The sequence below is a fragment of the Marinoscillum sp. genome (assembly GCF_040222955.1).
Classification (GTDB): domain Bacteria; phylum Bacteroidota; class Bacteroidia; order Cytophagales; family Cyclobacteriaceae; genus Marinoscillum.
Genome location: NZ_JAVKCA010000008.1, coordinates 166,514 through 188,101, shown reverse-complemented (window position 1 = coordinate 188,101; position 21,588 = coordinate 166,514). Strand labels below are relative to the sequence as shown.

Annotated in this window: 20 protein-coding genes; 8 read left to right on the top strand and 12 right to left on the bottom strand. The window is 47.7% G+C overall.

What is annotated here, in order from left to right:
- Positions 1 to 50 precede the first annotated feature (50 nt).
- Both RIH33_RS06655 and RIH33_RS06650 read left to right on the top strand, forming a co-directional pair.
- Positions 51 to 1,169 (top strand): tetratricopeptide repeat protein, encoded by a 1,119-nt coding sequence (locus RIH33_RS06655; protein ID WP_406654270.1) that lies wholly within the window; start codon positions 51 to 53, stop codon positions 1,167 to 1,169.
- A 30-nt stretch (positions 1,170 to 1,199) separates the two neighbouring features.
- Positions 1,200 to 1,811, top strand: coding sequence for an IMPACT family protein (locus tag RIH33_RS06650; RefSeq protein ID WP_406654269.1), 612 nt, complete (start codon positions 1,200 to 1,202; stop codon positions 1,809 to 1,811).
- Here RIH33_RS06650 and RIH33_RS06645 read toward each other — a convergent pair.
- The 3 genes from RIH33_RS06645 to RIH33_RS06635 are packed head-to-tail and all read right to left on the bottom strand — an operon-like array spanning position 1,804 to position 4,988.
- A complete protein-coding gene (locus RIH33_RS06645) occupies positions 1,804 to 2,385 on the bottom strand; it encodes a 3'-5' exonuclease (RefSeq protein WP_406654268.1) in 582 nt (193 codons plus the stop codon). The genes RIH33_RS06650 and RIH33_RS06645 overlap by 8 nt on opposite strands.
- 5 nt (positions 2,386 to 2,390) lie before the next feature.
- Positions 2,391 to 3,827, bottom strand: a complete 1,437-nt coding sequence (gene nhaC / locus RIH33_RS06640) for a Na+/H+ antiporter NhaC (protein WP_406654266.1) — start codon at positions 3,825 to 3,827, stop codon at positions 2,391 to 2,393.
- Positions 3,828 to 3,866: 39 nt separating this feature from the next.
- Positions 3,867 to 4,988: an NAD(P)/FAD-dependent oxidoreductase gene (locus RIH33_RS06635; protein ID WP_406654265.1), complete on the bottom strand. Its 1,122-nt coding sequence runs from the start codon at positions 4,986 to 4,988 to the stop codon at positions 3,867 to 3,869.
- 38 nt (positions 4,989 to 5,026) lie between these two features.
- Between RIH33_RS06635 and RIH33_RS06630 the strand changes: the two genes are divergently transcribed.
- Positions 5,027 to 5,503, top strand: coding sequence for a DUF962 domain-containing protein (locus RIH33_RS06630; protein WP_406654263.1), 477 nt, complete (start codon positions 5,027 to 5,029; stop codon positions 5,501 to 5,503).
- 11 nt (positions 5,504 to 5,514) lie between these two features.
- On the opposite strand, the gene RIH33_RS06625 is transcribed toward RIH33_RS06630, so the two are convergent.
- Positions 5,515 to 6,789 carry a glycosyltransferase family 4 protein gene (locus RIH33_RS06625; RefSeq protein ID WP_406654262.1) on the bottom strand — a complete coding sequence of 425 codons (1,275 nt, stop codon included), beginning with the start codon at positions 6,787 to 6,789 and terminating at the stop codon, positions 5,515 to 5,517.
- A gap of 132 nt (positions 6,790 to 6,921) precedes the next feature.
- Positions 6,922 to 8,556 carry a VRR-NUC domain-containing protein gene (locus tag RIH33_RS06620; RefSeq protein ID WP_406654261.1) on the bottom strand — a complete coding sequence of 545 codons (1,635 nt, stop codon included), beginning with the start codon at positions 8,554 to 8,556 and terminating at the stop codon, positions 6,922 to 6,924.
- A gap of 83 nt (positions 8,557 to 8,639) precedes the next feature.
- Between RIH33_RS06620 and RIH33_RS06615 the strand changes: the two genes are divergently transcribed.
- Both RIH33_RS06615 and RIH33_RS06610 read left to right on the top strand, forming a co-directional pair.
- Positions 8,640 to 9,539 (top strand): glycosyltransferase family 2 protein, encoded by a 900-nt coding sequence (locus tag RIH33_RS06615; protein ID WP_406654259.1) that lies wholly within the window; start codon positions 8,640 to 8,642, stop codon positions 9,537 to 9,539.
- Between the two features lie 139 nt (positions 9,540 to 9,678).
- Positions 9,679 to 11,412, top strand: a complete 1,734-nt coding sequence (locus RIH33_RS06610) for a hypothetical protein (protein WP_406654258.1) — start codon at positions 9,679 to 9,681, stop codon at positions 11,410 to 11,412.
- 78 nt (positions 11,413 to 11,490) lie between these two features.
- On the opposite strand, the gene RIH33_RS06605 is transcribed toward RIH33_RS06610, so the two are convergent.
- On the bottom strand, positions 11,491 to 11,832 hold the full coding sequence (locus RIH33_RS06605) for a n-acetylglutamate synthase (protein ID WP_406654256.1): 342 nt from the start codon (positions 11,830 to 11,832) through the stop codon (positions 11,491 to 11,493).
- Positions 11,822 to 14,095: an ATP-dependent helicase gene (locus RIH33_RS06600; RefSeq protein WP_406654255.1), complete on the bottom strand. Its 2,274-nt coding sequence runs from the start codon at positions 14,093 to 14,095 to the stop codon at positions 11,822 to 11,824. The genes RIH33_RS06605 and RIH33_RS06600 overlap by 11 nt, the downstream gene beginning before the upstream one ends.
- A gap of 363 nt (positions 14,096 to 14,458) precedes the next feature.
- Here RIH33_RS06600 and RIH33_RS06595 point away from each other — a divergent pair, with 363 nt between their 5' ends.
- On the top strand, positions 14,459 to 15,259 hold the full coding sequence (locus RIH33_RS06595) for a hypothetical protein (RefSeq protein WP_406654253.1): 801 nt from the start codon (positions 14,459 to 14,461) through the stop codon (positions 15,257 to 15,259).
- A 235-nt stretch (positions 15,260 to 15,494) separates the two neighbouring features.
- Entirely contained in the window at positions 15,495 to 15,893 is a 399-nt protein-coding gene (locus RIH33_RS06590) for a DUF1761 domain-containing protein (RefSeq protein ID WP_406654252.1), read from the top strand.
- Here the strand turns inward: RIH33_RS06590 and RIH33_RS06585 are convergent, their stop codons facing one another.
- The 4 genes from RIH33_RS06585 to RIH33_RS06570 are packed head-to-tail and all read right to left on the bottom strand — an operon-like array spanning position 15,894 to position 18,676.
- On the bottom strand, positions 15,894 to 16,853 hold the full coding sequence (locus RIH33_RS06585; protein WP_406654251.1) for a TolB family protein: 960 nt from the start codon (positions 16,851 to 16,853) through the stop codon (positions 15,894 to 15,896). It lies immediately after the preceding gene.
- Positions 16,850 to 17,257, bottom strand: a complete 408-nt coding sequence (locus RIH33_RS06580) for a DUF1761 domain-containing protein (protein ID WP_406654250.1) — start codon at positions 17,255 to 17,257, stop codon at positions 16,850 to 16,852. The genes RIH33_RS06585 and RIH33_RS06580 overlap by 4 nt, the downstream gene beginning before the upstream one ends.
- Positions 17,258 to 17,308: 51 nt before the next feature.
- Positions 17,309 to 18,130 (bottom strand): helix-turn-helix domain-containing protein, encoded by an 822-nt coding sequence (locus tag RIH33_RS06575; protein WP_406654248.1) that lies wholly within the window; start codon positions 18,128 to 18,130, stop codon positions 17,309 to 17,311.
- Between the two features lie 6 nt (positions 18,131 to 18,136).
- Positions 18,137 to 18,676, bottom strand: coding sequence for a TIGR00730 family Rossman fold protein (locus tag RIH33_RS06570; protein WP_406654247.1), 540 nt, complete (start codon positions 18,674 to 18,676; stop codon positions 18,137 to 18,139).
- A 157-nt stretch (positions 18,677 to 18,833) separates the two neighbouring features.
- Between RIH33_RS06570 and RIH33_RS06565 the strand changes: the two genes are divergently transcribed.
- On the top strand, positions 18,834 to 19,817 hold the full coding sequence (locus RIH33_RS06565; protein WP_406654246.1) for an aldo/keto reductase: 984 nt from the start codon (positions 18,834 to 18,836) through the stop codon (positions 19,815 to 19,817).
- A 133-nt stretch (positions 19,818 to 19,950) separates the two neighbouring features.
- On the opposite strand, the gene RIH33_RS06560 is transcribed toward RIH33_RS06565, so the two are convergent.
- Entirely contained in the window at positions 19,951 to 21,498 is a 1,548-nt protein-coding gene (locus tag RIH33_RS06560) for a GNAT family N-acetyltransferase (RefSeq protein ID WP_406654245.1), read from the bottom strand.
- Positions 21,499 to 21,588: the final 90 nt, after the last annotated feature.

Here is a 21,588-nt window from a genome sequence, read left to right as displayed (position 1 = left end):
GGTTTAAATTACCCTTCATTTTGTACAATTAAATCTACTTTTAGCACAAATTGAAAACAGTAATCATCGCCGCATTACTTTTTATTTGTCAGGGAGCTTATGCCCAGTTGTTTGACAATCCCGTCAATATGCAGCTTGTACAGAAGGGGGTATACTTTATATACAATGTAGAGGAGGACTCGGCCGACCTCTATATCGAAAAAGTAGAGGCCAGACTTCCCAAACACCCCACTGTGCCCATGATGCGTGCCCTCAAGGTGCTCTGGGCTAATATTCCACTCGTGACGGTAGACTCGGTATTTAAGGTGTTCAGTGGGCATCTCAGGGAGACTGTCCGGTTGGCGGCCTATCTCGATGGCGGACGACAAACCCATCCGGAAGCCATATTTTTCGAAATGGCGGCCAGGGGGTTACTGGCGGAATATTACGCCGATGATGGGCACTATATGAAAGCGTTGAGTGAGGCAAGCAAGGCTTATGACCTTATTAAAAAGGGTTTTGACCTCTCCGAGGAGATTCCCGAATTCCTTCTCACCACCGGGGTTTACAATTACTTTCGTGAAAAATATCCCGAAAAATATCCGGTTTATAAACCGCTTCTCTGGTTTTTCAGGAGTGGAGATGTGCAGTTGGGCATACAGCAGATCCATGAAGCCACCCAAAAGGCTGTGCTCACCAGAGTGGAGGCCTATGTTTACATGTCCTACATTTATCTTAGATATGAATATGAACCCCAGAAAGCCCAGTCATATTTGTGGGAGCTGACCAAGGACTATCCCAATAACCTCTACATTAAGTCCAAACTCCTGGAGTCTCTCACGCCAAAGAATGATTTTGTGCATGCACCTGTGGCCATTATGAAGGAGCTGTCCAATTCCGACCGGCCCTACTATCAGATGGCTGGGGCTTCCTTTATGGGGATCTATTATGAGAAGGTGAAGGGGCAGCCTGATAAAGCTTTGGGTTTTTATAAAAAGTCTTTGACAGTGGGCCAAAACATACCCGGACACGGTACTTATTATCGCACGCTGGCTTATCTGGGTTTAGGTCGGGTGTATGCCAAAAAGGGTATGAGCGGACAGGCAGAGTATAACCTCAGGAAGGTGCTGGAATCGGGTGAATCGGAAGACCTGCTGTCTGAAGCCCGGGACTTGTTGGACCAGCTTTGATGGTTTACCCAATCTGACTTTCTTTGCACCGTGATCAATGAGTTTCAAACGATTGTCCAGTCCACGGAAGGTTTCTACAAGGAGAAGGGAAGTAAGTTTTTGTCATTTGCCTACCACGTGAAAACGGAGGAAGAGATCAAAGCACACCTGGAAGCTTTGCGGAAGCAATACTATGATGCCCGTCATCACTGCTATGCATACATCATCGGGCTCAAGGATCAGACATATCGTGCCAATGATGATGGGGAACCCAATCACTCAGCCGGAGATCCCATCCTGGGACAAATCAGGTCGAAAGGACTAACCAACTGTCTGGTAGTGGTAGTGCGGTATTTTGGTGGCACCAAGCTGGGAGTGGGCGGGCTGATTAGTGCGTATAAAATTGCTGCTGAAGATGCTCTGGATAAGGTGGAGGTGATAAAGATTTACGCTCAGACACGTTTTTCCATCAGTTTTGGCTATGAGCAGACCACAGAGGTAGAGCGCGCACTTGCTGAATTTGAGGTGGATTATGAGGATAAAATGTACACATCCGCCTGCCGGTTTGTGGGGTTGCTCCGGGATGAGGACGTATCTGTGCTGGCGGAGAAGGTGAGCTTGTTAAAAGCCGTAGATTTTCAGGTACTTCAGGAGCCTATATGACGCCTTTGTCCAACAGCATTTGGTAAATTTTGATACACACCCAGGCATCGGTGGCGGCGTACGAAAGCTGGCCCGGGCTGAGCTCTTTGGTTTCCCAATTGGATGTCTGCTGGCTTTTGGAAATCCGGGCTTTCAGAAATATGCCTGTCAGACTTTTCATTCCTATCTGAGTGATTCCTAATTCTTTGGCGATCTCATTGAGGTCCAGAAAACCTCCGGGTTTGAATGCTTTCATCGCTTTCAATTCTTTGATGTCATCCCGAATGCTGATACCCACCTTAAGAATTCCCTGATCCTCAAGGATATTTCTTAACTGATCAGGTATGCCTATTTCGCTGATCCGGATGATGTAGGCATCGGTGAGGGTAGAGAGTTGGATGATCGCAGTGTGGTTGTAGTCCCCTTTTGTGAAAGTAGGTTTAGTCTCAGTGTCAAACCCCATGATTTCCTGGGTGCGGATGATATTCAGGGCTTCATCCAGGGCTTCCACGGTCTCCACCGTGTGGATAGTTCCCTCAAATTTTATAAGGGGTAGGTGCTTGATGTCTTCTTTGGGTATCGAACTTGCAAACATTAGGTTTATTTAGCGGGATTAAGTTTTTTGATTTTATACCCCAGGTATCCAACCAGAATGGACATGAAGGGGCTGATGATATTGAAAAAGCAAAAAGGCGCATAGACCAGTGTGGACACGCCGAGCACACTTGAGTGATAAGCCCCACAGGTATTCCATGGGATGAGTACGGAAGTTACAGTGCCGGAATCTTCGAGTGTTCTACTCAGGTTTTCGGGGGCAAGTCCTTTTCTTTTGTAGATGTCTGCATACATACGCCCCGGCACCACTATGGCCAGGTATTGGTCTGATGCGGTGACATTAAAAAACACACAGGTGCCTACAGTAGCGGTGATCAATGCTCCTGTAGAGTTGACCAGGCTGATCAACGCTTTGGCGATTCTTTTGAGCATTCCGGAGCTTTCCATCACGCCACCGAAAATCATAGCCGAAAGGATCAGCCAGATGGTGCCCAGCATGCCGGCCATACCTCCGGAGCTCAGCAATTCGTTGACCATGTCGTTGCTGGTGGCGATGGAAATGTCACCATAAAGAGACTTCATGGTCCCTATGAACATTCCTGATGCCGTAAAGCCTTCGCCTACTTCAGCCACCAGATCTGGCTGGAAGAAAAGTGCAAATGCGGAGCCTAGTAAAGTACCAATAAGCAACGCCGGGATGGCCGGCATTCTTCGTACGATGAGTACCACTACCACCACAGGAACGATAAACAGCCAACCGGAAATGTAAAATTTATCATCTATGGCTGTGAGTATGGCCTGGGTGTCCACTACAGAGGCACTGGTTTCGTTGGTGAAGCCCAGTACCAGAAAAATAGTGAGTGCGATACTAATGGAAGGGACGGTGGTAATGGCCATGTACCTGATGTGTGTGAAAAGGTCCGTGCCCGCCATGGCCGGAGCCAGGTTGGTAGTGTCGGACAGTGGAGACATCTTGTCTCCAAAATAAGCGCCTGAAAGAATGGCCCCGGCGACCATCCCCTCTGAGATCCCAAGGGCCTTACCAATACCGATGAGGGCGATACCCACGGTGGCTGCTGTGGTCCATGAACTCCCAGTAGCCACTGAAACTATGGCGCATACCACACATGCAGCAAAAAGAAAGATGGTAGGGTTGAGAATCTGAAGTCCATAATAAATCATGGCAGGTACGATGCCACTGAGCAGCCAGGTGCCCGCCAGTGAGCCAATGAGCAGGAGGATAAGCAGAGAGGTCATGGCGGAGCTAATGCTTCTGACGATTCCATCCTGAATTTCGTCCCAACGGTAACCCAGCCGGATAGCCACAATGGCACCAACCCCGGCAGACAGAATGAGTACAATCTGATTAGACCCGTCCAGTGCAGCATCACCAAAGATGCCCACATTAAAAGAAAGAAGAATTATGAGAAAAAGTACAGGTATAAAGGACTCTAAAAGTGTAGGGTCTCGCTTGATCGCCATCAGTTGTTTTTTTGCCAAAACGAAAAGATAATACAATTTTCAAAAAACATCCCTAACTATCCGCTCTGCCAGTTCGTCCCCCAGAAGACTACCAAGCGCCACACCCATGCCTCCAAGTCTCACCCCCAGATATATTCCGGGTTGTACCTTTTGCAGAATAGGCTCTTTTGTTTGACCAAAGGCCATTATTCCGGACCATTTGATGTCCACCGTGTAGCTGTTGTCAGGCAATATGATTTCTTTCAGAATTTGATGCAGCTTCCGCTCAATTTTTTCATTGAAGCCAAACTCAGTGGTAGTTTCTTCTTCAAAGGCCAGGTTTCGACCACCTCCAAAAATGATTTTATCTTCAAAATCGCGGAAGTAATAGTACCCTTCGTCATAGTGGAAAGTCCCGGAAATATGGGTTGGACGTGTGGGAGTAACGACCATGACCATGCCACGTCCCGGGGTGATGTCCAGTGGGGTTTGGATCAGTGATTTGGTGAAGGCATTGGTACATACAGCCACTGAGTGGGCCTTGAAAGTGTAGCCCTTCGTTTGAACAATGACCTGATCACCCTCGGCATAGAGCGCGGACACCTCTGTACCGGTAATAATCTGGATGCCGGATTGTGCGCAATAATGCCAGAGTGACCGGATGAGCTTGCCGGTATGAAGCTGACCTTCAAATTGATTGAAAATGAGGTGCTTTGTGCCTGCAAAACCAAAGGTGCCGATGGCCGCATCTGCCTGGGAAAAGACCGGCTGGTCAAAAACAGGGTGGAGTAATTCATTCAACGACTCGATATCTCCCAGATAATGGCTGTTGGCTGCTGTCAGGAGTTCGTAGCCTCCTTTTTGGAGAAAGCCGATTTGATCTTTCCCTAGTCGGTTGATGGTTTTTTGGAGGCCATCCCAGCGTCGTTTGACCAGTTTGGTCATGCCCTCATCTCCCAGCGCCTTCCGATCCTGGGCCAGTTCTGAAATGCTGCCGAAACAGGCAAAACCTGCGTTTTTGGTGCTGGCACCGGTGGGGAGTGATCCACGCTCGATCACCAGTATGTTCAGATTTGGGGATTTTTCTTTTAGGGAAGCTGCCGTGGATAAACCGGTGATCCCCGCCCCAATCACGATCACATCATAGGATAATAAAGATTGCTGCTCCCAAAAACTTACCATGCCGTATCGTTGTTATCTTTTACAAAACCCCAAAAGTAATGAGGAAAATAGATCAGCTGCTGACAGAGTATGGTGAAAGTCATCAAAATCAGACCAATAAGCTTATTCATTGGATTTGCGTTCCTTTGATTTTTTTGAGCATTGTGGGACTGCTCTGGTCTGTCCCGTCCAATAACTTACGGTTTGTACTGGGTACTGGACCTTTTAACAACTGGGCCACCATTGCGCTTTTCGTTACGGTATTGTATTACATGAGCATTTCTTTTCCGCTATCTATCGGGATGGCTGCTTTCTCGGTATTTTGCCTCTGGTCTGTCAGACTAATCGAAATGAATGTGGCCCTACCCGTATGGCAGGTCAGCCTGATCATCTTTGCATTGGCATGGGTGGGGCAATTTTACGGTCATAAAGTGGAAGGTAAAAAGCCGTCTTTCTTCAAAGATCTTCAGTTTCTGCTCGTGGGGCCTGCCTGGCTGATGCACTTTATCTATAAAAAATTAGGTCTGAGGTATTGAAAAGTCATGTTTCAGGTCTTTTGATATACTTTTTCTATCCGCCTCACGGTGTTTTCCCAGGTGAGTTTAGAAGCCTCCCTGAGGCAGCTTTCTGTGATCTCCCGTCTGTAGGAATCATCCGTCATCAGTCGCACAATCAGCTTGTTGTAGCTGTAGTGATCCCACCGGTCTACCTGGGGCATGCTGGGGATAAACTCACCCACTCCCGATCCTTTAGCCGCAGCTACCGGAATTTTTTTCATGATGGCCTCCAGCGCCACTAACCCAAAGGGCTCAGAAGCAGAAGGCATTACCAATAGGTCCATTTCATTGAGTTTTTGCAGCAGACGAGTTCTTTCCAGAAAACCCGTGAAAGTGACCCGGTCAGAGAAATTGGACGTTTTTACATTTTCTTCCAACTCCGAACGGAGATAACCATCGCCCATGATGAAGTAGTGAAAGTCATATCCCAGAGATGTCAGCTCTCGGGCAATATCCAGAAAAGTAGCCGGGCTCTTTTGAGGCGTGAGTCTGCCCACAAATGCAATATTTACCGGGGGTCTTTTGATGGGATGTTCCGGCGCACTCAGTGTGAGGGCATTGGGAGCTACTGTAATTTTTTTGGCCGCAATGCCGTAGTGAGAGACAATTGTGTTTTTTAATTTTTCGCTTACGCAAAAAATGTGGTCACAGGCCTCAAAACCCAACTGCTCTTCTTCCAGAATAAAGGGCTGCGCATAGGATCCGTTGCGGTCATATTCCGTGCTGTGCACATGCAGGCACAGTTTCTTTTTGAGAAGTGATTTGATCATTCTGCCGGCACGAAACGTGATCCAGTCGTGGGCGTGGATCATTTTTGGCTTTTCTTTGATGGCCACCTGCACGGCCAGCATGGCATATTTGATCAGCTCGTCATTTAGCTGACCTTCATACTCACCGGTGAGCCGGATGCGCTCCAGCAGTTCCGATTCTTCGGTTGGCTCCAGAACCACTTTCCTGATTTTGGTTTCTTTTATGTTCTGGAAGCTTTGTGCTGGCAGGTAGGGGAGCACCCTTTCTCCCATTTCTACATCTTTGATGATTTGCTCATAAGTTTTCTTGTCTTTCCAGTAGTCCAGGTCTGGAGTGAGCGCTGAAGCGTCAACCAGCTTCACGAGTTTGCTTACCTGATTTTTGGTTTTTTTGGGTAGAAGAAAGGTGACCTTATGTCCTGCTTTGGCCATGGCCTCTGAAAGTCCCTGACTGGCCACGCCCAGCCCTCCTGATATCTTGGGAGGAAATTCCCAGCCCAACATGAGTATTGTCATAGTTGATTTCTTTTGGAGCAATAATTTAGGAATAAAATCAGGTTTCTGATGACCTATGGGAAGCTATTATTGGTGTGTTGTCAAAACTTTTTCAACGGGACCAAAGTGACAAAAAAAATACCGGAACAGGATTTAGTGATACTTTACCCGGAGGATATCTGCTTTGATGTTCTGAGCATTGAAGAAGTCGATCCAAAAGAGCTGCTGGGCAGACAGGTGATCATTGGGTGATTTGATTTCATAGAAGTGATAATCCTCCTGGGTCCATATAAAGAGATCCGGGAATCCTGAGCTGTTGTCTTTTACATTTTTGGCCATTTCCATGAGGATACTGAAAAGACTCCTGAGTGGGAGGTGATGAACACAGGCAGTCACTGTTGGGAGGAGGCTCTCATGCCAGCCCACCAGCGAATTATTGATGTCTTGTTTTTGCCTGTGAATATCCTCTAAGTAGGATTGTAACTTTTTCTTGGTTTTGAAAGCGTTCACTTTTTCCTGCAAAAGACCAGCTCTGCTCTCATAGAAGGTGTCACTATGAAGGTCACTCGGCATGCGCTGTAGTGGGTGGTGAAATGAGGCGTGCTCAGCAGCGAAAAGCTCATCCCAGAAAAACAGCCCAAACAGCCCGCGCCAGAGGTAGTTTTCGGTGTGCATGCCCTCATAGCCCTGATTGGCAAAGTAAGCCAGGGCGTGAGCTTCCACCCGTGGTCCTTCGGGATTTTCAATGATGATCTCCGGACTCAGGTTGGCTTTGGCTGTGGTGCTGCGGTAGTTTCGCTTACTTTTTTTAGACAGATAATCCTGCGCGAAAATCTTCTCTGAGGCATTATACGGACTGTCAAAAGCCACTTCAGCAATTTCCCGGGCAGCATTCAGCTCATCCATTTTCTCCAGAATTCGGATTCTTCGCTCCCGGGCAGGGTGCTTCCGTGCCAGGCTGTAGTAATCCAGCGCCTCGGTGAGGAGGCCACATTTCTCAAAATATTCTCCAAGGTGGAGCATGAATTTATCCCCTATTTTTCGGGCTTTGGGGTGCTGCAGAAAATTGCTCCAATTGACCGGGGAGATGAGCTCCAGAATCTCCTCAGGCAGCAATACATGCATGGCTTTTTTGACCAGTCGGTTCCACCCATAGAGTTCGAATACGGCCCGTGCTTCTGCCTGGGTCTCAAACCAGGGGGTAAACTCATGGCCATCCAGATTTTCGAGCTTTACGTTGCCAATGTCCCTGATTACAAACTCCGTCATCATGCCATGTGTATGGCCAAAGAAGAGCATTTTCAGATACTCCACCTGCTCTTGTGCCAGGAAGTGCAGGATGGTATAGGCTGACCTCAGGGTTTGAAAATCTTCGAGACGATTTTCTTCTGCCAACTCTTCCAGCACCTCTTCTTTGCGTTTTTTGTTAAACGCCCTGTCCGGGTATAGCTTATGGAGCTCTGCCTTTGTAAACAATCCGAAGAGCAGAAAGTCATCTGGTGCATCCAGGGAAGCCAGGCCGGACGCTACCAGCTCCTCAGCGGCCTGAGGAATGTTTTCGATTTCCTCGTAGGCGAGCTTGTCCAGTCGGAAGTAAGCACCTTTTCGATTCATCATGCGCACCATCAGGCATTGCGCATCTTCGGAGAGTGCTTCGAATAGCTGGATGAAAATGACATCATCTGCACTGAGGAGATGCGATGAACCCTTTTGGATAAACGCCAGCAGGTCCCTGAAGTAGTCCAGGTAGTATTTTGGGGGAAGTATGATTTTTTCGGATTCTGGCATTCCTTCACAAGCGGGTTTCCGGGGCAAATGAAAACATTTTTTAGGTTTATCAGATTCGCCGGTTGTATTTTGCTACTTTCATTTTGATCGACTCACTTAATAACCTCAACACGTTGTCCAGGGTTTCCATTATTGTCACAGTTTATAACAGGGTGGCCTTCCTCAAAGCCGCGCTGACATCCGCTTGTGCGCAGGTGCTGGCTCCCTATGAAATATTGGTGATAGACGATGGATCTGACAAGGCGAAAGCCGCTGAGATAGCAGCGATTGTGGCGGGGTTTGATTACACGAAACTCATAAGGTTGGATAAAAACGGAGGGGTTTCTGCGGCTAGAAATCGAGGGGTTGAGGTTGCTACTGGTGATTACCTGCTCTTTTTGGATGACGATGACTGGCTGGACGAGCATTTGCTATCAACGGCTGTTTTGTACCTGGAGCAGCAGACGACAGTCGATGTGTTCATTACCAAAACCAGTCTGTTTTCGGAGCATGTGTCTGATCGTTTCGCGAGGCTACACCGCTACTATGTACACCTTCAGGAGCGTTACCACTTGCAATCGGCCAATCTTCCGGCCTATTTTCTCATCTACTGCCCTGCCATTCATTCCATGGTTTTTCGAAAGGGACTTTTTCAGCAGCATAGGTTTCCGGAGGACCTCAGCTATGGAGAAGATCGGTATTTGTTGATGAATATGCGGAAGAATGGCGTGATTTTCCACTCAGCAGATGTGGTGGGTGGCTCCTATCGGATACATCAGCAGGAGTCTGTGCCGGTGGTTCGCCAGCTCGATTTCATTGAAAAGCTGAATCGGTCGGGCTGGCTCAGAAGTCCTTATGAAAAAGCATATCTGCACTTACTCAAGGGGTATTTTTTGATCAGGGCAGACCACTGGCTGAAAGCCCTGGGGTCCATTTTTTTCACTTTGCAAAGTCCGAGGGTGATTGGGGAGGCGTTGATCGCTTTTGTCCGATCCAGATTTTAAGGTGTATCAGAAAAGGACAGTAATGACCGTATTCGGTCACTCTTCGTGATAAGGAATCTTCTCATACAGCCCGTAAGGGCATTTTTTTGGTTGCGGCACAGAATTGGTATATAGTGCACCTACCACAAAACAATAACCTATGAAATTTTTAGCTATCCTTATTTTTGTCATGTTTGGGTTCGGAAATCTCGGCGCTCAGACAGTGACCATCGGTGACGTGAATCCTGAAGATCTGCAGATCAAAGCATTTAACCTATCCAGCAGTGCCACTGTGAAAGTAAGTGGAGTGGGGGGTGTGTTCAGAGATGATTACAGACTGCTGATGTACTACGGTTGGATTTTGGATGCCGACACCCGCGAGGTGGTTTGGCATTTGTTTGACGAGATGAAGGATCGTGAGTTTCGCAAAAGCGACGGATTATACGACTTCTCAGCTGAGGTACCCCTAAAAGCAGGCAACTACGAGCTCTATTTTACGGGTGCATATGACACTCGGGGATGGGGTAATAACTTCACCATGAGCGACTGGACCATCGATAGTTTTGATGACCTGGTAGATGAGATTTTTGATTCCAGAGACAAGGAGAAGTTCAGGAGAAGTTTGCAGGAGGACCTGCTGATTTCTGTGAGTGGTGCCGGGCTGTCACCAGCGAGCGTGGATGCGCTCTTTGATGCCAAGGTGAAAAAGGCTCCTGTTTACTTCGTAAAGGCCGAAAACGGAGAGCGTTTTGAGCAGGGTTTTACACTCACAGCACCCACAGATATTCGTATCTATGCCATAGGCGAAGGCCGCAAGGACGAGATTTTTGATTATGTCTGGATCTACAATGCAGCTTCCAGAGAGCGGGTCTTCGAGATGAATTATAAAAACACCGACTTTGCCGGAGGGGCTGATAAAAACCTAAAGGTAGATGAGCAGATCACTTTGCCAGCCGGTAGCTACATGTTGAGTTATCGTACGGATGATTCACACTCTTTTGAGCAGTGGAACGCCCTGCCTCCAGATGATCCTCAGTTCTGGGGAGTGTCCCTTTTTCCAGCCACAGAGACGGATCGTAAAAACTTTTCAGAATTTAAGGCACCCAAATCGATGCAGCCTGTGGCCGAGTTGGTGGAAGTGGGCAATAATGAATTGGTCTCCAAAGGGTTTTCCCTGAGTAAGGAAATGGACGTGCGGATCCTTTGTTTGGGTGAGAGCACGAGCTATGATGAAATGGCTGACTATGGGTGGATAGTGGATGCCAATACCCGAAAGACCGTATGGAAAATGCGTGGGTACAAAACAGAACACGCCGGTGGTGCCAGCAAAAACCGAAGATTCGAGGATGTACTCACCCTTGATAAGGGCGATTACATTGCTTATTATGTTACAGACGGATCTCATGCCTACAACTCATGGAATGCTGCCAGTCCACATGAGGAGGACCGTTGGGGAATTACCCTATGGGCGACTAAAGATAATGAGGTGGGACAAGTGAAGACTTTTGAGGTGGAGGACTATGTCGTCAAAAACCTTATTGCTGAGCTGGTAATGCCGGGCGATCATGTCTACCTGAAAAAGATTTTTGTACTGGATGAAGACACTAATGTAACCATCATGGCCATGGGAGAAGGCTCCGATAACAGGATGTATGACTATGGCTGGATAAAGAATATGAATACCGGGGAGGTGGTTTGGGAAATGGACTACTACGATACGGATCATGCGGGCGGCGCCCGCAAAAACCGAATGGTGGTGGAGGACATCAGATTGCCCAAAGGTGAATACCGCCTGAATTATGAGACCGACGGATCTCATTCTTTCAATGACTGGAATGCAGATCCCCCTAATGACCCTCAGAGCTACGGTATCAGAGTATTAATAGCTGAGTAGTAGAATAACAAAAGCTGTTTTGTGTTAAGGGCACGGAGTAATCTGTGCCCTTTTTTTATGCCTTCCGCCAGGGAGTTCTCAGCCGATCTCCTCCAGCACAGATTCACCCTTTTCTCCACCATCATTCCACTGCCATGCCTCGCGGAGCTGGATGCGGCCATCCTCCAGTATTTCAGGGGTGGAGATGCACTTCCCGCTGCGGATGTCACCTTCTGTGTTCACGTGCTGGTAGGCAAACTCCAATGTGCCGTCATTTTTTACCAGACCTGTAATGGTACCCAGCTTGATGCTGCTGCCCTGATAGACCGCCCACAGCACATCACCTTCCTGTGAGTAATGAAAGATGGTTTGTGGGTCTACTTCGCCGTGTTCGCTGTTCGTCACGGCCTTAAAACGTTTCTTGTGGTAATTAATCTTCAATGATTCTCAATTTTGCAAAACTCAATAATAATGTCTTCTCTCCCGCGGTATCAAATTCCACTTTTGCTTTTTTATTGGCGCCTTCGGCATCTATGACAGTGACTTTGCCAAAGCCAAATTTGGCGTGTTCCACGCGCATTCCCTCCTGCAGCCCGCTGGTGTCGCTGGGCTGAAAATCAGGGCTGGGTTTATGCTGAGGGGCAGAGGCAAACTTTCGGTTGCTCTGGTCTTTTTTCAGATTATTCACGAAGTTCTTGGTGACATAACTCTCCGCGCTGGACAGTGCCGCCCTGCTTCCAAACTTTTTGTTGACCTTAATGTATTGGGGGTCGATTTCTTCCAGAAACCTGCTGGGTTCACAGTTTTTCAACCTCCCAAATCGGTACCTGTTGAGGGCGTAGCTCAGGGTAAGTTTCTTTTTGGCTCGGGTGATGGCCACATAAAACAGTCGGCGCTCTTCTTCCAGATCGGCGCGGCTGCTCAGCATCATCTGCGAGGGAAAGAGGTCTTCTTCCATACCCACGATGTACACATGGTTAAATTCCAAACCCTTCGCCATATGGATGGTCATGAGGGTGACGGCTTCTTCATTGGTATCACTTCGGTCCTCGTCTGTGAGTAGCGTTACCTCCTGCAGGAAGGCACTCAGGCTTTTGTCTTCGCGCTCTTTGTCATCGGTAAATTCCTTGATGGCATTCAGGAGTTCCTGTACGTTTTCGTACCGGCTCATGCCTTCTATGGTTTTATCTGCATAGAGCTCCTTGAGCAGGCCTGAGTTTTTGGCTACCAGTGCGGCTGTGTCGTATGCGTCTTTTTTCTCAGAGGTGAGTCGGAAACTTTTGATTAGCGTTACATACTCATCTACCTGATTGCCACCTCTTCCCCCCAGGTAGCTTTTGGCATTTTCCATCACATTCCAGAGTGGTTGATTCTCCTCTGAGGCTATGACCACCAGCTTTTCGATGGTGCCTGGGCCTATCCCACGTTTGGGAAGATTGATGCTCCGGCGCATGGCCTGCTCGTCATTAGGATTCACGATGAATCGCAGGTAGGCGATCAGGTCCTTGATTTCTTTTCTTTGGTAAAATGACAGCCCGCCGACCACCCGATATTTCAGGTTATTTCTGCGCAGGGCTTCTTCCATGGCCCTGGACTGGCTGTTGGTTCGGTACAAAATGGCAAACTCTGCGTTACTCGACTGGGTTTGCATCTTGGTTTCAAAAATGGCCGAAGCGATCAGCTTGCCCTCTTCATTATCGGAGGTGGCTTTGATCAATTCTATCAGGTCACCCTCATCGTTGTCCGTCCACACGTTCTTCTGAAGCTGGGCCGTGTTTTTATTGATGACAGAATTGGCCGCATTCACAATGGTTTTGGTGGAGCGATAGTTTTGCTCCAGTTTGATCACCTGCAGGTCCGGGTAGTCGCGCTCAAAGTTGAGGATGTTTTGAATGTCCGCTCCCCGAAAAGCATAGATGCTCTGAGCATCATCTCCCACCACAGCAATATTTTGGCGTACCGCTGCCAGTCTTTTGGCAATGAGGTACTGCGAAATGTTCGTATCCTGAAACTCGTCGATGAGCAGGTATTTAAATCGTTGCTGGTATTTGTTCAGTACGTCCGGATGTTCCTGAAAAAGCACATTGGTATTGAAAAGCAAGTCATCAAAATCCATGGCATCTGCACTAAAGCAGCGCATCACATAGGTTTGATAGAGTTTGCCCATTTCGGGCCGCATGTTGTCGGCATCATCCTGTGCGTAGATGGGATTACTGAGGTAATCCTGCCACGAGACCAGCCTGTTTTTGGCAGCTGAGATCCTGTTGAGTACCACGTTGGCTTTGTAGAGCTTATCGTCCAGGTTCATCTGCTTTACAATCTGGCGGATGAGTGTCTTGGAGTCGTCGGTATCGTAAATGGTGAAGTTGCTGGGGAAACCAAGTCTGGAGGCTTCGGACCTGAGAATACGGGCGAACACCGAGTGAAAAGTGCCCATATAAAGGTTCCTCGCTTCATTGCCCACTATTTTTTCAATACGCTCGCGCATTTCCTTTGCGGCCTTGTTGGTAAACGTGAGGGCCATGATGCTGAACGGCTCCACGTTGTGATGCTGAATAAGGTGCGCAATGCGGTAGGTGAGCACACGCGTTTTGCCCGATCCTGCACCCGCAATCAGCATGGTGGGTCCTTCTGTGTTTACTACGCCTTCTCTTTGGGGGGGATTGAGCTCGTTGAGATAGTCTGCCTGCACTTCACTTGCCATGGCGCAAATCTAATTTAAACCCTTCAACTTAGGGGTTGGAAAGCGAAAAATGACAGCTCCTTTTTGGTGATTAACTGTATAAACAGCTCAGAGCAGAAACCGATAGAAGTAGTTGAGGACCACAAGGGCCAAAAATCCGAGAACCAGACTGATCTCCATGATCAGAATGACATTTTTCCAGTTGACTTTATCCTTTTTCACAAGGTTTTTGGTAGTAGAATCCAAATTTTTAAAATGGTTGGGCACCCGCATGGAGTGATCGGCTAAAATAATAAAACATTACTCAAATATTAATGCAACATTACTCAAAGAGTATTTTGCCCTGATAAAACACAGTTGGTGTCAAACCCTTACTTTCGCTGTATGGGAGCTAAGCAGGAAGTTTATTTTCATGTGGGACTGGGTAAGGTGGCTTCTACCTACCTGCAAAAGGCCGTTTTCCCCAGAATGGAGGGTGTGCATTATATTTCTACCCACAGCTATCGAAAGTGTAAGACCATCATACCGAAGTTAAGCGCAAAGAAGATTTTGGTGTCCCGTGAGTTTGATCGCCAGCTGGAAGAAGAAGTGCGGTGGTTTACCAGTACCTATCCGCAGGCCCGGGTGATCATTCTTTTGCGGCGACATGGTGACTGGATCGCTTCCCAATATAAGCGACATGTGAAGAACGGGTGGTTCGGAAGCTTTGAAGCGTTTTTGGATTTGGAAAATGATGCCGGATACTGGCGGCAAAAAGACCTGTACTATGCCCCAATGCTCCGGGTGATATCGGAATGCTGCACGCATCCACCTTTGGTGCTGTTTTATGAGGATTTGAAAAAGAATCGTAAGGCTTTTTTGAAATCACTGGCGGGTTATCTGGGCGTGCCTACGCCTCAGGTAACAGACAAGGTCATTCATCCTTCCTTCAGTGAGAAGCAGCTCAAAGTCCTGCGAACATTTTGTCGCAAAGTTGTGCGCAGGGTTCCGGTCAATTATCAGAATAATAAGTGGAAACACTGGCTGCTGTACCGGCCGGTTTGGGCATTTTATCATTTGATTCTCTATGGGGCGTCATTCCTTCCGGACAGATGGGTGGGTGAAGAGCCGCTGATTGACCCTGTTTCGCTGAGGAGGGTGAATAAGAAGTTTGCAGCGGATTGGAAGGTGGTTAAAGAATGGTGACTTATTTTGTTTTGAGTACGTTATCCAGTTATGTTTGAAAAAGGATGTTGAGGCCAAACCCACCCCTCGTGGAACTGGTTTCTGTGATGTGACAATCTCAGGTCCCTCAGATTTTCCGCTTGATCTAAAACATCTGGCAAAGCCCACCCGAATCGCTGTAAAATACCGGAGATGAAAGAGGCTAATTATTTCGCTTAGAATAGCTATATTTCTCCATCAACTAACCTTATGAATCATGGATATTTCATCATTAAACTGGCTGGCGGTGATCGCCTCTGCCGTTATGACTTTTGTAGTGGGCGGCATCTGGTATGGTCCTCTTTTCGGGCAGACCTGGATGGACGAGATGGGCTTCACCGAAGAAGAGCTCAAAAACGCCAATATGGTTAAAATCTACGGGATCGCCTTTGTGCTCGAGTTCATCATGGCGGTGAACCTGGCCATGTTCATTGGAGAAGCCAGCGTGAGTGAAGGAGCCCTGTACGGTTTTCTGACCGGCTTTGGTTGGGTGGCCCTGGCCATGGGGGTGAACGCCCTGTTTTCCAGAAGCTCCTTCAAGCTGTGGTTTATCAACTCCTTCTATTTCGTGATCACCTTTACTTTGATGGGTGTGATTCTCACGGCCTGGAGGTAGTTATTCCTGTATCAGTTCCACAAACACCGGTCCTTGTTGATAAGTAGAGTCTGAGGTCAGTTGTCTGATGTGGCCTGTTTCATACTCCATTAGGTAAATATCAAAATCCCTGTCACCTTCATGCGGCCGGGGGTACCCGTCGAAGGTGATCCATTTGCCGTCTGATGACCAGGTGTGCCATGCTGCATAGAGCGAATCTGGTGTGATTCGTTCCGGGGTTTTCCCTGTAGGGTCTGTGAGAAAAAGACTACTGTAGCCGTTTTGCACGGAATTATAAGTAATCACATTCCTGTCGGGCTCCCAAAAGGGCGGGCCGGCATGGTATTGATACCACGCTGATAAGGTGTCATTTTCGGGATAGGTTGTGAGTTTTCTCAGGCCTGTTCCATCCGCACCAATGATGTAGAGTTCGTCCAGGTAGCCACTTTCCTTTTTGAATTTTTGGGTAGCACCCCGAAAGACCACCTCAGTGCCATCCGGAGAAAAATAGGGATCATTGTAATAGGCCAGGTTGGTATACAGCTTTGAAATCAGCTGGCCGTCACTGCTAATAATGTGAAACGCACTATCACCGCTCACCCTGGGATCTACTATCAGCTCCGAACCTTTGTTTCTGGAGCTGAGCCAGCTGTCGTTAAGCCTTTGATCTGAAACCTTGCGAATGTTCTGACCGAAAGCATCCATTTCATAAAGGAAATACATCCTGTGGGTGGTGTCACGATCCGAGATAAAATAGATTTTGTCCTGATAGGCATAGTATACCCAGTCTACGCCCTCCCAATTGCTGATGTTGATAATGTCGGTGCCATCAGGTTTCATACTGAACACTTCGTAATCATCTTTTTCCTGATCATACCACACATTATAGGCAATGCGATATTCTTTTCTTGTCTCGTTGGTGTTTTGTGTGGACTGACAGCCCATCAGTACAGCTAAAACAATGATGGTTAGTTTTCTCATCTCCATATGCCCAGGATAAATCCGATTAAAGTGAAATAAATAGTAATATAACCTCCGTTGATTAATATGTATCTCCAGGACTTCAGCTCGTACATGGCAATGATGGCAAAGATGATGGATGCCCACCCAAAGCCTGCCAGGAAGCCGGCAGTAGTGCCCCAAACCCAATCTGTTTTTGCATCTCCCAGAAAGAAGGCCAGATTATAGCAAATAATCAGTGAAAGCAAAGTGGAGATCCCATACAGTTTGATCGGGCTGACCTGTTGGATTTGGTCGTCGGTAAGGTTGTTTTCTCTTTTCCATGCCTTATAAAAAAGTAGCGGTGAATACCAGATGGCACCTACTAATAAATTGGCCAAAGCAGCCACGACTACTGCCCAGTGATTGATTGCGACGTTTTCCATTTTTTTTGGATCAAATATAGAATGGCCGATTGGGGGAGTATTGTAAAAAATTTACCTGACCGGAATGTAGTTCACATATTCTCCTTTTTGAGTGAGGTACTGCTCAGGACTGAAGCCAGAGAAATTCCTGAATTCCTTGATGAAATGTGCCTGATCGTAGTATCCACAGTCCAGTGCCAGTCGGGCCCAGTCAATCCGCCCCTGGTTTTCTATTTCCTGAAGAACCCTCTGAAATCGCATCACCTTCATAAATTCCTTAGGTGACATGCCCGCATGCTTCCTGAACAGGGCGATGAAATGTTTGTGGCTAAAACCGGTCTGATCTGCAAGAAGCTTGATCGAAGTACTGGAAGGGGAGTGCACGAGTTGGTCAAAAGCGAAAGACACCACTGGCGGGAGATCAATTTTACCGCTACATTGGTCAAGGACGAATTTCTCCATGACCTGAATTTTGGTCTCCACAAAGTGTGCCTCCATGATTCTGGTTCGCAGGTCGTCGAAGGAGTGCCCAAGGATGAGGTCCGCTTCGTACACTTTATCAGTGAGCTCCTCCTGCGGGATTTTGAAGATATTGTAAGCAGCCCCGAGTTTGAGGCGAACGATCATCATACTGTCATTTCTGCCGCCGGCATCTATTGACAATAATTTTTTTCTTACTCCTGAAAGCCACCCTTTTTTGAAAGTCTCATTGACCTGAAGGGTCGCATTGTCAAAGGTATGTTTGGGTGCTTCTGTGAGGTTTACGATAAAGTCCGCATGGCCATCTGGCAAGAGTCGCTCAGCAAAATGCTCCACCGAATAATTGGAATAGTAAGTGATGCTTTCTACCAGCTGATTAATGGGATATAAGGGAAGATGTACCGTGAGAAGCATTGGCGGTTATTTGGTCATTAACCTGATCAGCTCCTCCGGGTCTTCCGAAACGATGAGCTCATTGCGCTGTTTGTCAGACAGGAATCCTTCTTCCACCATGTGATCAATGAATCCGAACAGCTTGTCGTAGTAGCCATTGGTGTTCAGGAAGCCACAGCGTTTGTTGTGATACCCTATCTGGTGCCAGGTAAATACCTCGATGATTTCCTCGATAGTGCCAATACCCCCGGGGAGGGCAATAAATCCATCGGATAACTCTGCCATGAGTGCCTTGCGTTCGTGCATGGTGGCTACCACGTGCAGCTTAGTAAGGCCGGAATGCCCTACCTCTTTCGTCATCAGCTTTTCGGGGATCACACCGATCACTTCTCCGCCATGGTTCAGGGCCGCATCTGCCACCACTCCCATCAGCCCTACTTTTCCACCGCCATAGACCACTCCTATAGCCTGCTCGCTCATGATCCTCCCCACTGTACTGGCTGCCTGGGTGTAGTCTGGTTTTTTTCCTTTGCTGGAACCACAAAATATGGCGAGTCGTTTGGTCATGGGATGAGGGTTTTCTGTGTGGGCTAAAAATAGACAAACTATCATTGAACCTCGAAATCTTTACCCGGCAAACCTTTCATTTTTCGAAGGGAGGGGGGAAATTGCCGACGAACATTTTCAGAGTCATTTATTCAGTAAGTTAAATACATAGCGGATCATGGAGTATCGAATTTTAGGAAAGACCGGTCTCAGAATTTCAGAAATCTCTCTGGGCACCTGGCAGGTAGGTGGAGGCTGGGGTGGTCAGTTTGATGAAAAAGCTGCCGAACGCATCATCACCACGGCCATAGAAAATGGCGTAAACTTTTTGGATACTGCAGATGTGTACGACGACCAGCAAAGTGAGCGGGCGGTGGCAGGCTTTGTCAAAGCAAACCGGGATAAGCTGATCATAGCCACCAAAATTGGTCGCAGGTTGAGCCCCCATGTGGCCGATGCCTATACGCCAGAGGCGATGGAAGCTTTTGTGGACGATGCCCTGAAAAATACCGGACTTGAATACCTGGACCTGGTACAGTTGCATTGTCCGCCTACACCGGTTTATCAATTTGATGACGTATTCGCCCGGCTGGAGAAAATCAAGGCTTCGGGTCGGGTGCGGCATTTTGGTGTGAGTGTGGAGAAAGTGGAGGAAGCCAGGATGGCTGCCGACTATGATGTAGTAGGAAGTGTTCAGATCATTTTCAATATGTTCCGTCAGAAACCGGCAGAGGCTTGTTTTAAATTGTTGCATGAGCGCAATATTGGCATCATTGCCAGGGTGCCGCTGGCCAGTGGATTGTTGAGTGGAAAGATGTCTGCCGATCGGGAATTTGATAAAAATGATCACCGGGCTTTCAATAGAAATGGTGAAGTGTTTGATAAAGGCGAGACTTTTTCAGGAGTGCCATTAGACAAGGGACTTCAGGCTGTCAGCGAGTTGAAATCTGTTTTTGGACAGGAGGCCCTGTATCAGTATGCGCTGAGGTGGATTTTACAGTTTCCAGAGGTGAGCACGGTGATCCCCGGTGCCAGCAGCCCTGAGCAAGTGCTCTCCAACCTGAAGGTGTGTGATTTGCCAGCGCTGGATGATGAGCAGATGAAAGCAGTGAAGGCTGTATATGATGCTTATATTGGGCCGGAGGTGCATCACTTGTGGTAGATAAAAAAAATTACGCACCCAGGGGTGCGTAATCTGAAGAGGATTGATGAAGTATGTACGCTACTCAATCGTTTTACTAAGTTCGGCAAAAGCTGGGCCAATCACAATACCATTAATGAGGTATTTACCCTCCCTACTTTTTGAGTTTGATATTGTAAAGATCAAGCCTTCTGTCTTTTAGGTTTCTCACACTGCCAAACTCGTGGAGTTCCTTGAGCAGCTCCAGGTCCAGGTCGCCTATCACAGTCATCTCGGTGTTTGGGGTGGCTTCTGCTTTGATGGCATTGGTAGGGAAAGCAAAGTCAGAAGGAGTGAAGATGGCACTTTGGGCATACTGAATGTCCATGTTATTCACCTTGGGCAGGTTACCCACGCAGCCTGCTATGGCTACATAGCACTCGTTTTCTATGGCCCTGGCCTGCGCACAGTAGCGCACCCTGTTGTACCCATTCTGAGTATCCGTGAGGAAAGGGACAAACAAAATCTGCATGCCCTGCTCCGCATAGAGCCTGGAGATTTCAGGGAATTCTGAATCGTAACAGATGGTGATTCCGATCTTTCCGGCATCTGTGTCAAATACTTTTACCTTGTCACCGCCGGTCATTCCCCAGGAGTTTTGCTCGGAAGGTGTGATGTGGATTTTTTTGTAGCTATCCCACGAGCCATCCCGGCGGCAGAGGTATGATACGTTATAGAGCTTTTCATTTTCTATCTCGGGCATAGAGCCTGTGATGATGTTCACGTTGTAGGAGATGGCAAACTCTGTAAACTTTTCGCGCAAAGCGTGAGTATACTTGGCCAGCCCTCTGATGGCTTCCGGCTCGCCCAGGTGGTTAAACTCCGCCATAAGGGGCGCATTGAAAAGTTCAGGAAAAAGGATAAAGTCTGACTGATAATCCCCAAAGGCATCAATGAAGTATTCCATCTGCTCCACGAGCGATTCCAGGTCCTTGAAGGGGCGCATTTGCCACTGTACCAGCCCTATTCGCACATAGGTTCTTGGTGCGTTGATCAGCTTTTCCGTCTCAGCGTAATAGATATTATTCCACTCCAGCAGTGTCGCATAGTCTTTGGATTTACTGTCTCCGGGGAGATAGTTTTTGAGGATTTTTTTTACGTGAAAGTCGTTCCCAATCTGGAAATTCAAAATCGGGTCGTTGATTTCACGGTTCTTCACCGCCTCAATGTATTGACGGGGTGTCATTTCCTTGGCATACTTTTCATAGTTAGGTATGCGCCCGCCCGCCACTATGGATTTGAGGTTCAGGTTTTCGCAGAGTTCCTTGCGGCTGTCATACAGCCGGCGACCAAGGCGTAAGCCGCGATAGTCGGGGTGTACGAATACATCAATTCCGTAAAGCACGTTTCCGGCATCATCGTGGGTGCTGAAGGAGTCATTGCCCACGATTTGTTTGTAGGTGTGGTTGTCACCAAATTTTTTGTAATCCACGATGATGGCCAGGGCTGCCGCCACCATTTTCCCGTCCACTTCCACGCAGAGCTGTCCTTCCGGGAAAATCTTGAGCAGCCGCTTAATGTCCATTCTTTCCCAATAGGGCTCATCTATTCCCTTATAAGCCAGCTCCATGATTTCGCGCAGCTCCGGGTAGTCCGAAAGTTGTAAATGTCTGAGTTGTACATTGAGTTCTCCTGAGAGAACGGGTTCTTTTTTATTTGTCATATCTAAATGAATTAACCAGCATACGACAGTTTTGATTGAAAGTTCTTGAAAAAGAATCTTTTACTTCAGGCTGCGCGTTTCCTTATTCCA

Bases quoted from the DNA above. Each gene is read 5' to 3' on its own strand.
- RIH33_RS06645 (WP_406654268.1), bottom strand. From the start codon at position 2,385: ATGTTTGCAAGTTCGATACCCAAAGAAGACATCAAGCACCTACCCCTT.
- nhaC (WP_406654266.1), bottom strand. From the start codon at position 3,827: ATGGCGATCAAGCGAGACCCTACACTTTTAGAGTCCTTTATACCTGTA.
- RIH33_RS06635 (WP_406654265.1), bottom strand. From the start codon at position 4,988: ATGGTAAGTTTTTGGGAGCAGCAATCTTTATTATCCTATGATGTGATC.
- RIH33_RS06630 (WP_406654263.1), top strand. From the start codon at position 5,027: ATGAGGAAAATAGATCAGCTGCTGACAGAGTATGGTGAAAGTCATCAA.
- RIH33_RS06625 (WP_406654262.1), bottom strand. From the start codon at position 6,789: ATGACAATACTCATGTTGGGCTGGGAATTTCCTCCCAAGATATCAGGA.
- RIH33_RS06620 (WP_406654261.1), bottom strand. From the start codon at position 8,556: ATGCCAGAATCCGAAAAAATCATACTTCCCCCAAAATACTACCTGGAC.
- RIH33_RS06610 (WP_406654258.1), top strand. From the start codon at position 9,679: ATGAAATTTTTAGCTATCCTTATTTTTGTCATGTTTGGGTTCGGAAAT.
- RIH33_RS06600 (WP_406654255.1), bottom strand. From the start codon at position 14,095: ATGGCAAGTGAAGTGCAGGCAGACTATCTCAACGAGCTCAATCCCCCC.
- RIH33_RS06595 (WP_406654253.1), top strand. From the start codon at position 14,459: ATGGGAGCTAAGCAGGAAGTTTATTTTCATGTGGGACTGGGTAAGGTG.
- RIH33_RS06590 (WP_406654252.1), top strand. From the start codon at position 15,495: ATGGATATTTCATCATTAAACTGGCTGGCGGTGATCGCCTCTGCCGTT.
- RIH33_RS06585 (WP_406654251.1), bottom strand. From the start codon at position 16,853: ATGAGAAAACTAACCATCATTGTTTTAGCTGTACTGATGGGCTGTCAG.
- RIH33_RS06580 (WP_406654250.1), bottom strand. From the start codon at position 17,257: ATGGAAAACGTCGCAATCAATCACTGGGCAGTAGTCGTGGCTGCTTTG.
- RIH33_RS06575 (WP_406654248.1), bottom strand. From the start codon at position 18,130: ATGCTTCTCACGGTACATCTTCCCTTATATCCCATTAATCAGCTGGTA.
- RIH33_RS06570 (WP_406654247.1), bottom strand. From the start codon at position 18,676: ATGACCAAACGACTCGCCATATTTTGTGGTTCCAGCAAAGGAAAAAAA.
- RIH33_RS06565 (WP_406654246.1), top strand. From the start codon at position 18,834: ATGGAGTATCGAATTTTAGGAAAGACCGGTCTCAGAATTTCAGAAATC.
- RIH33_RS06560 (WP_406654245.1), bottom strand. From the start codon at position 21,498: ATGACAAATAAAAAAGAACCCGTTCTCTCAGGAGAACTCAATGTACAA.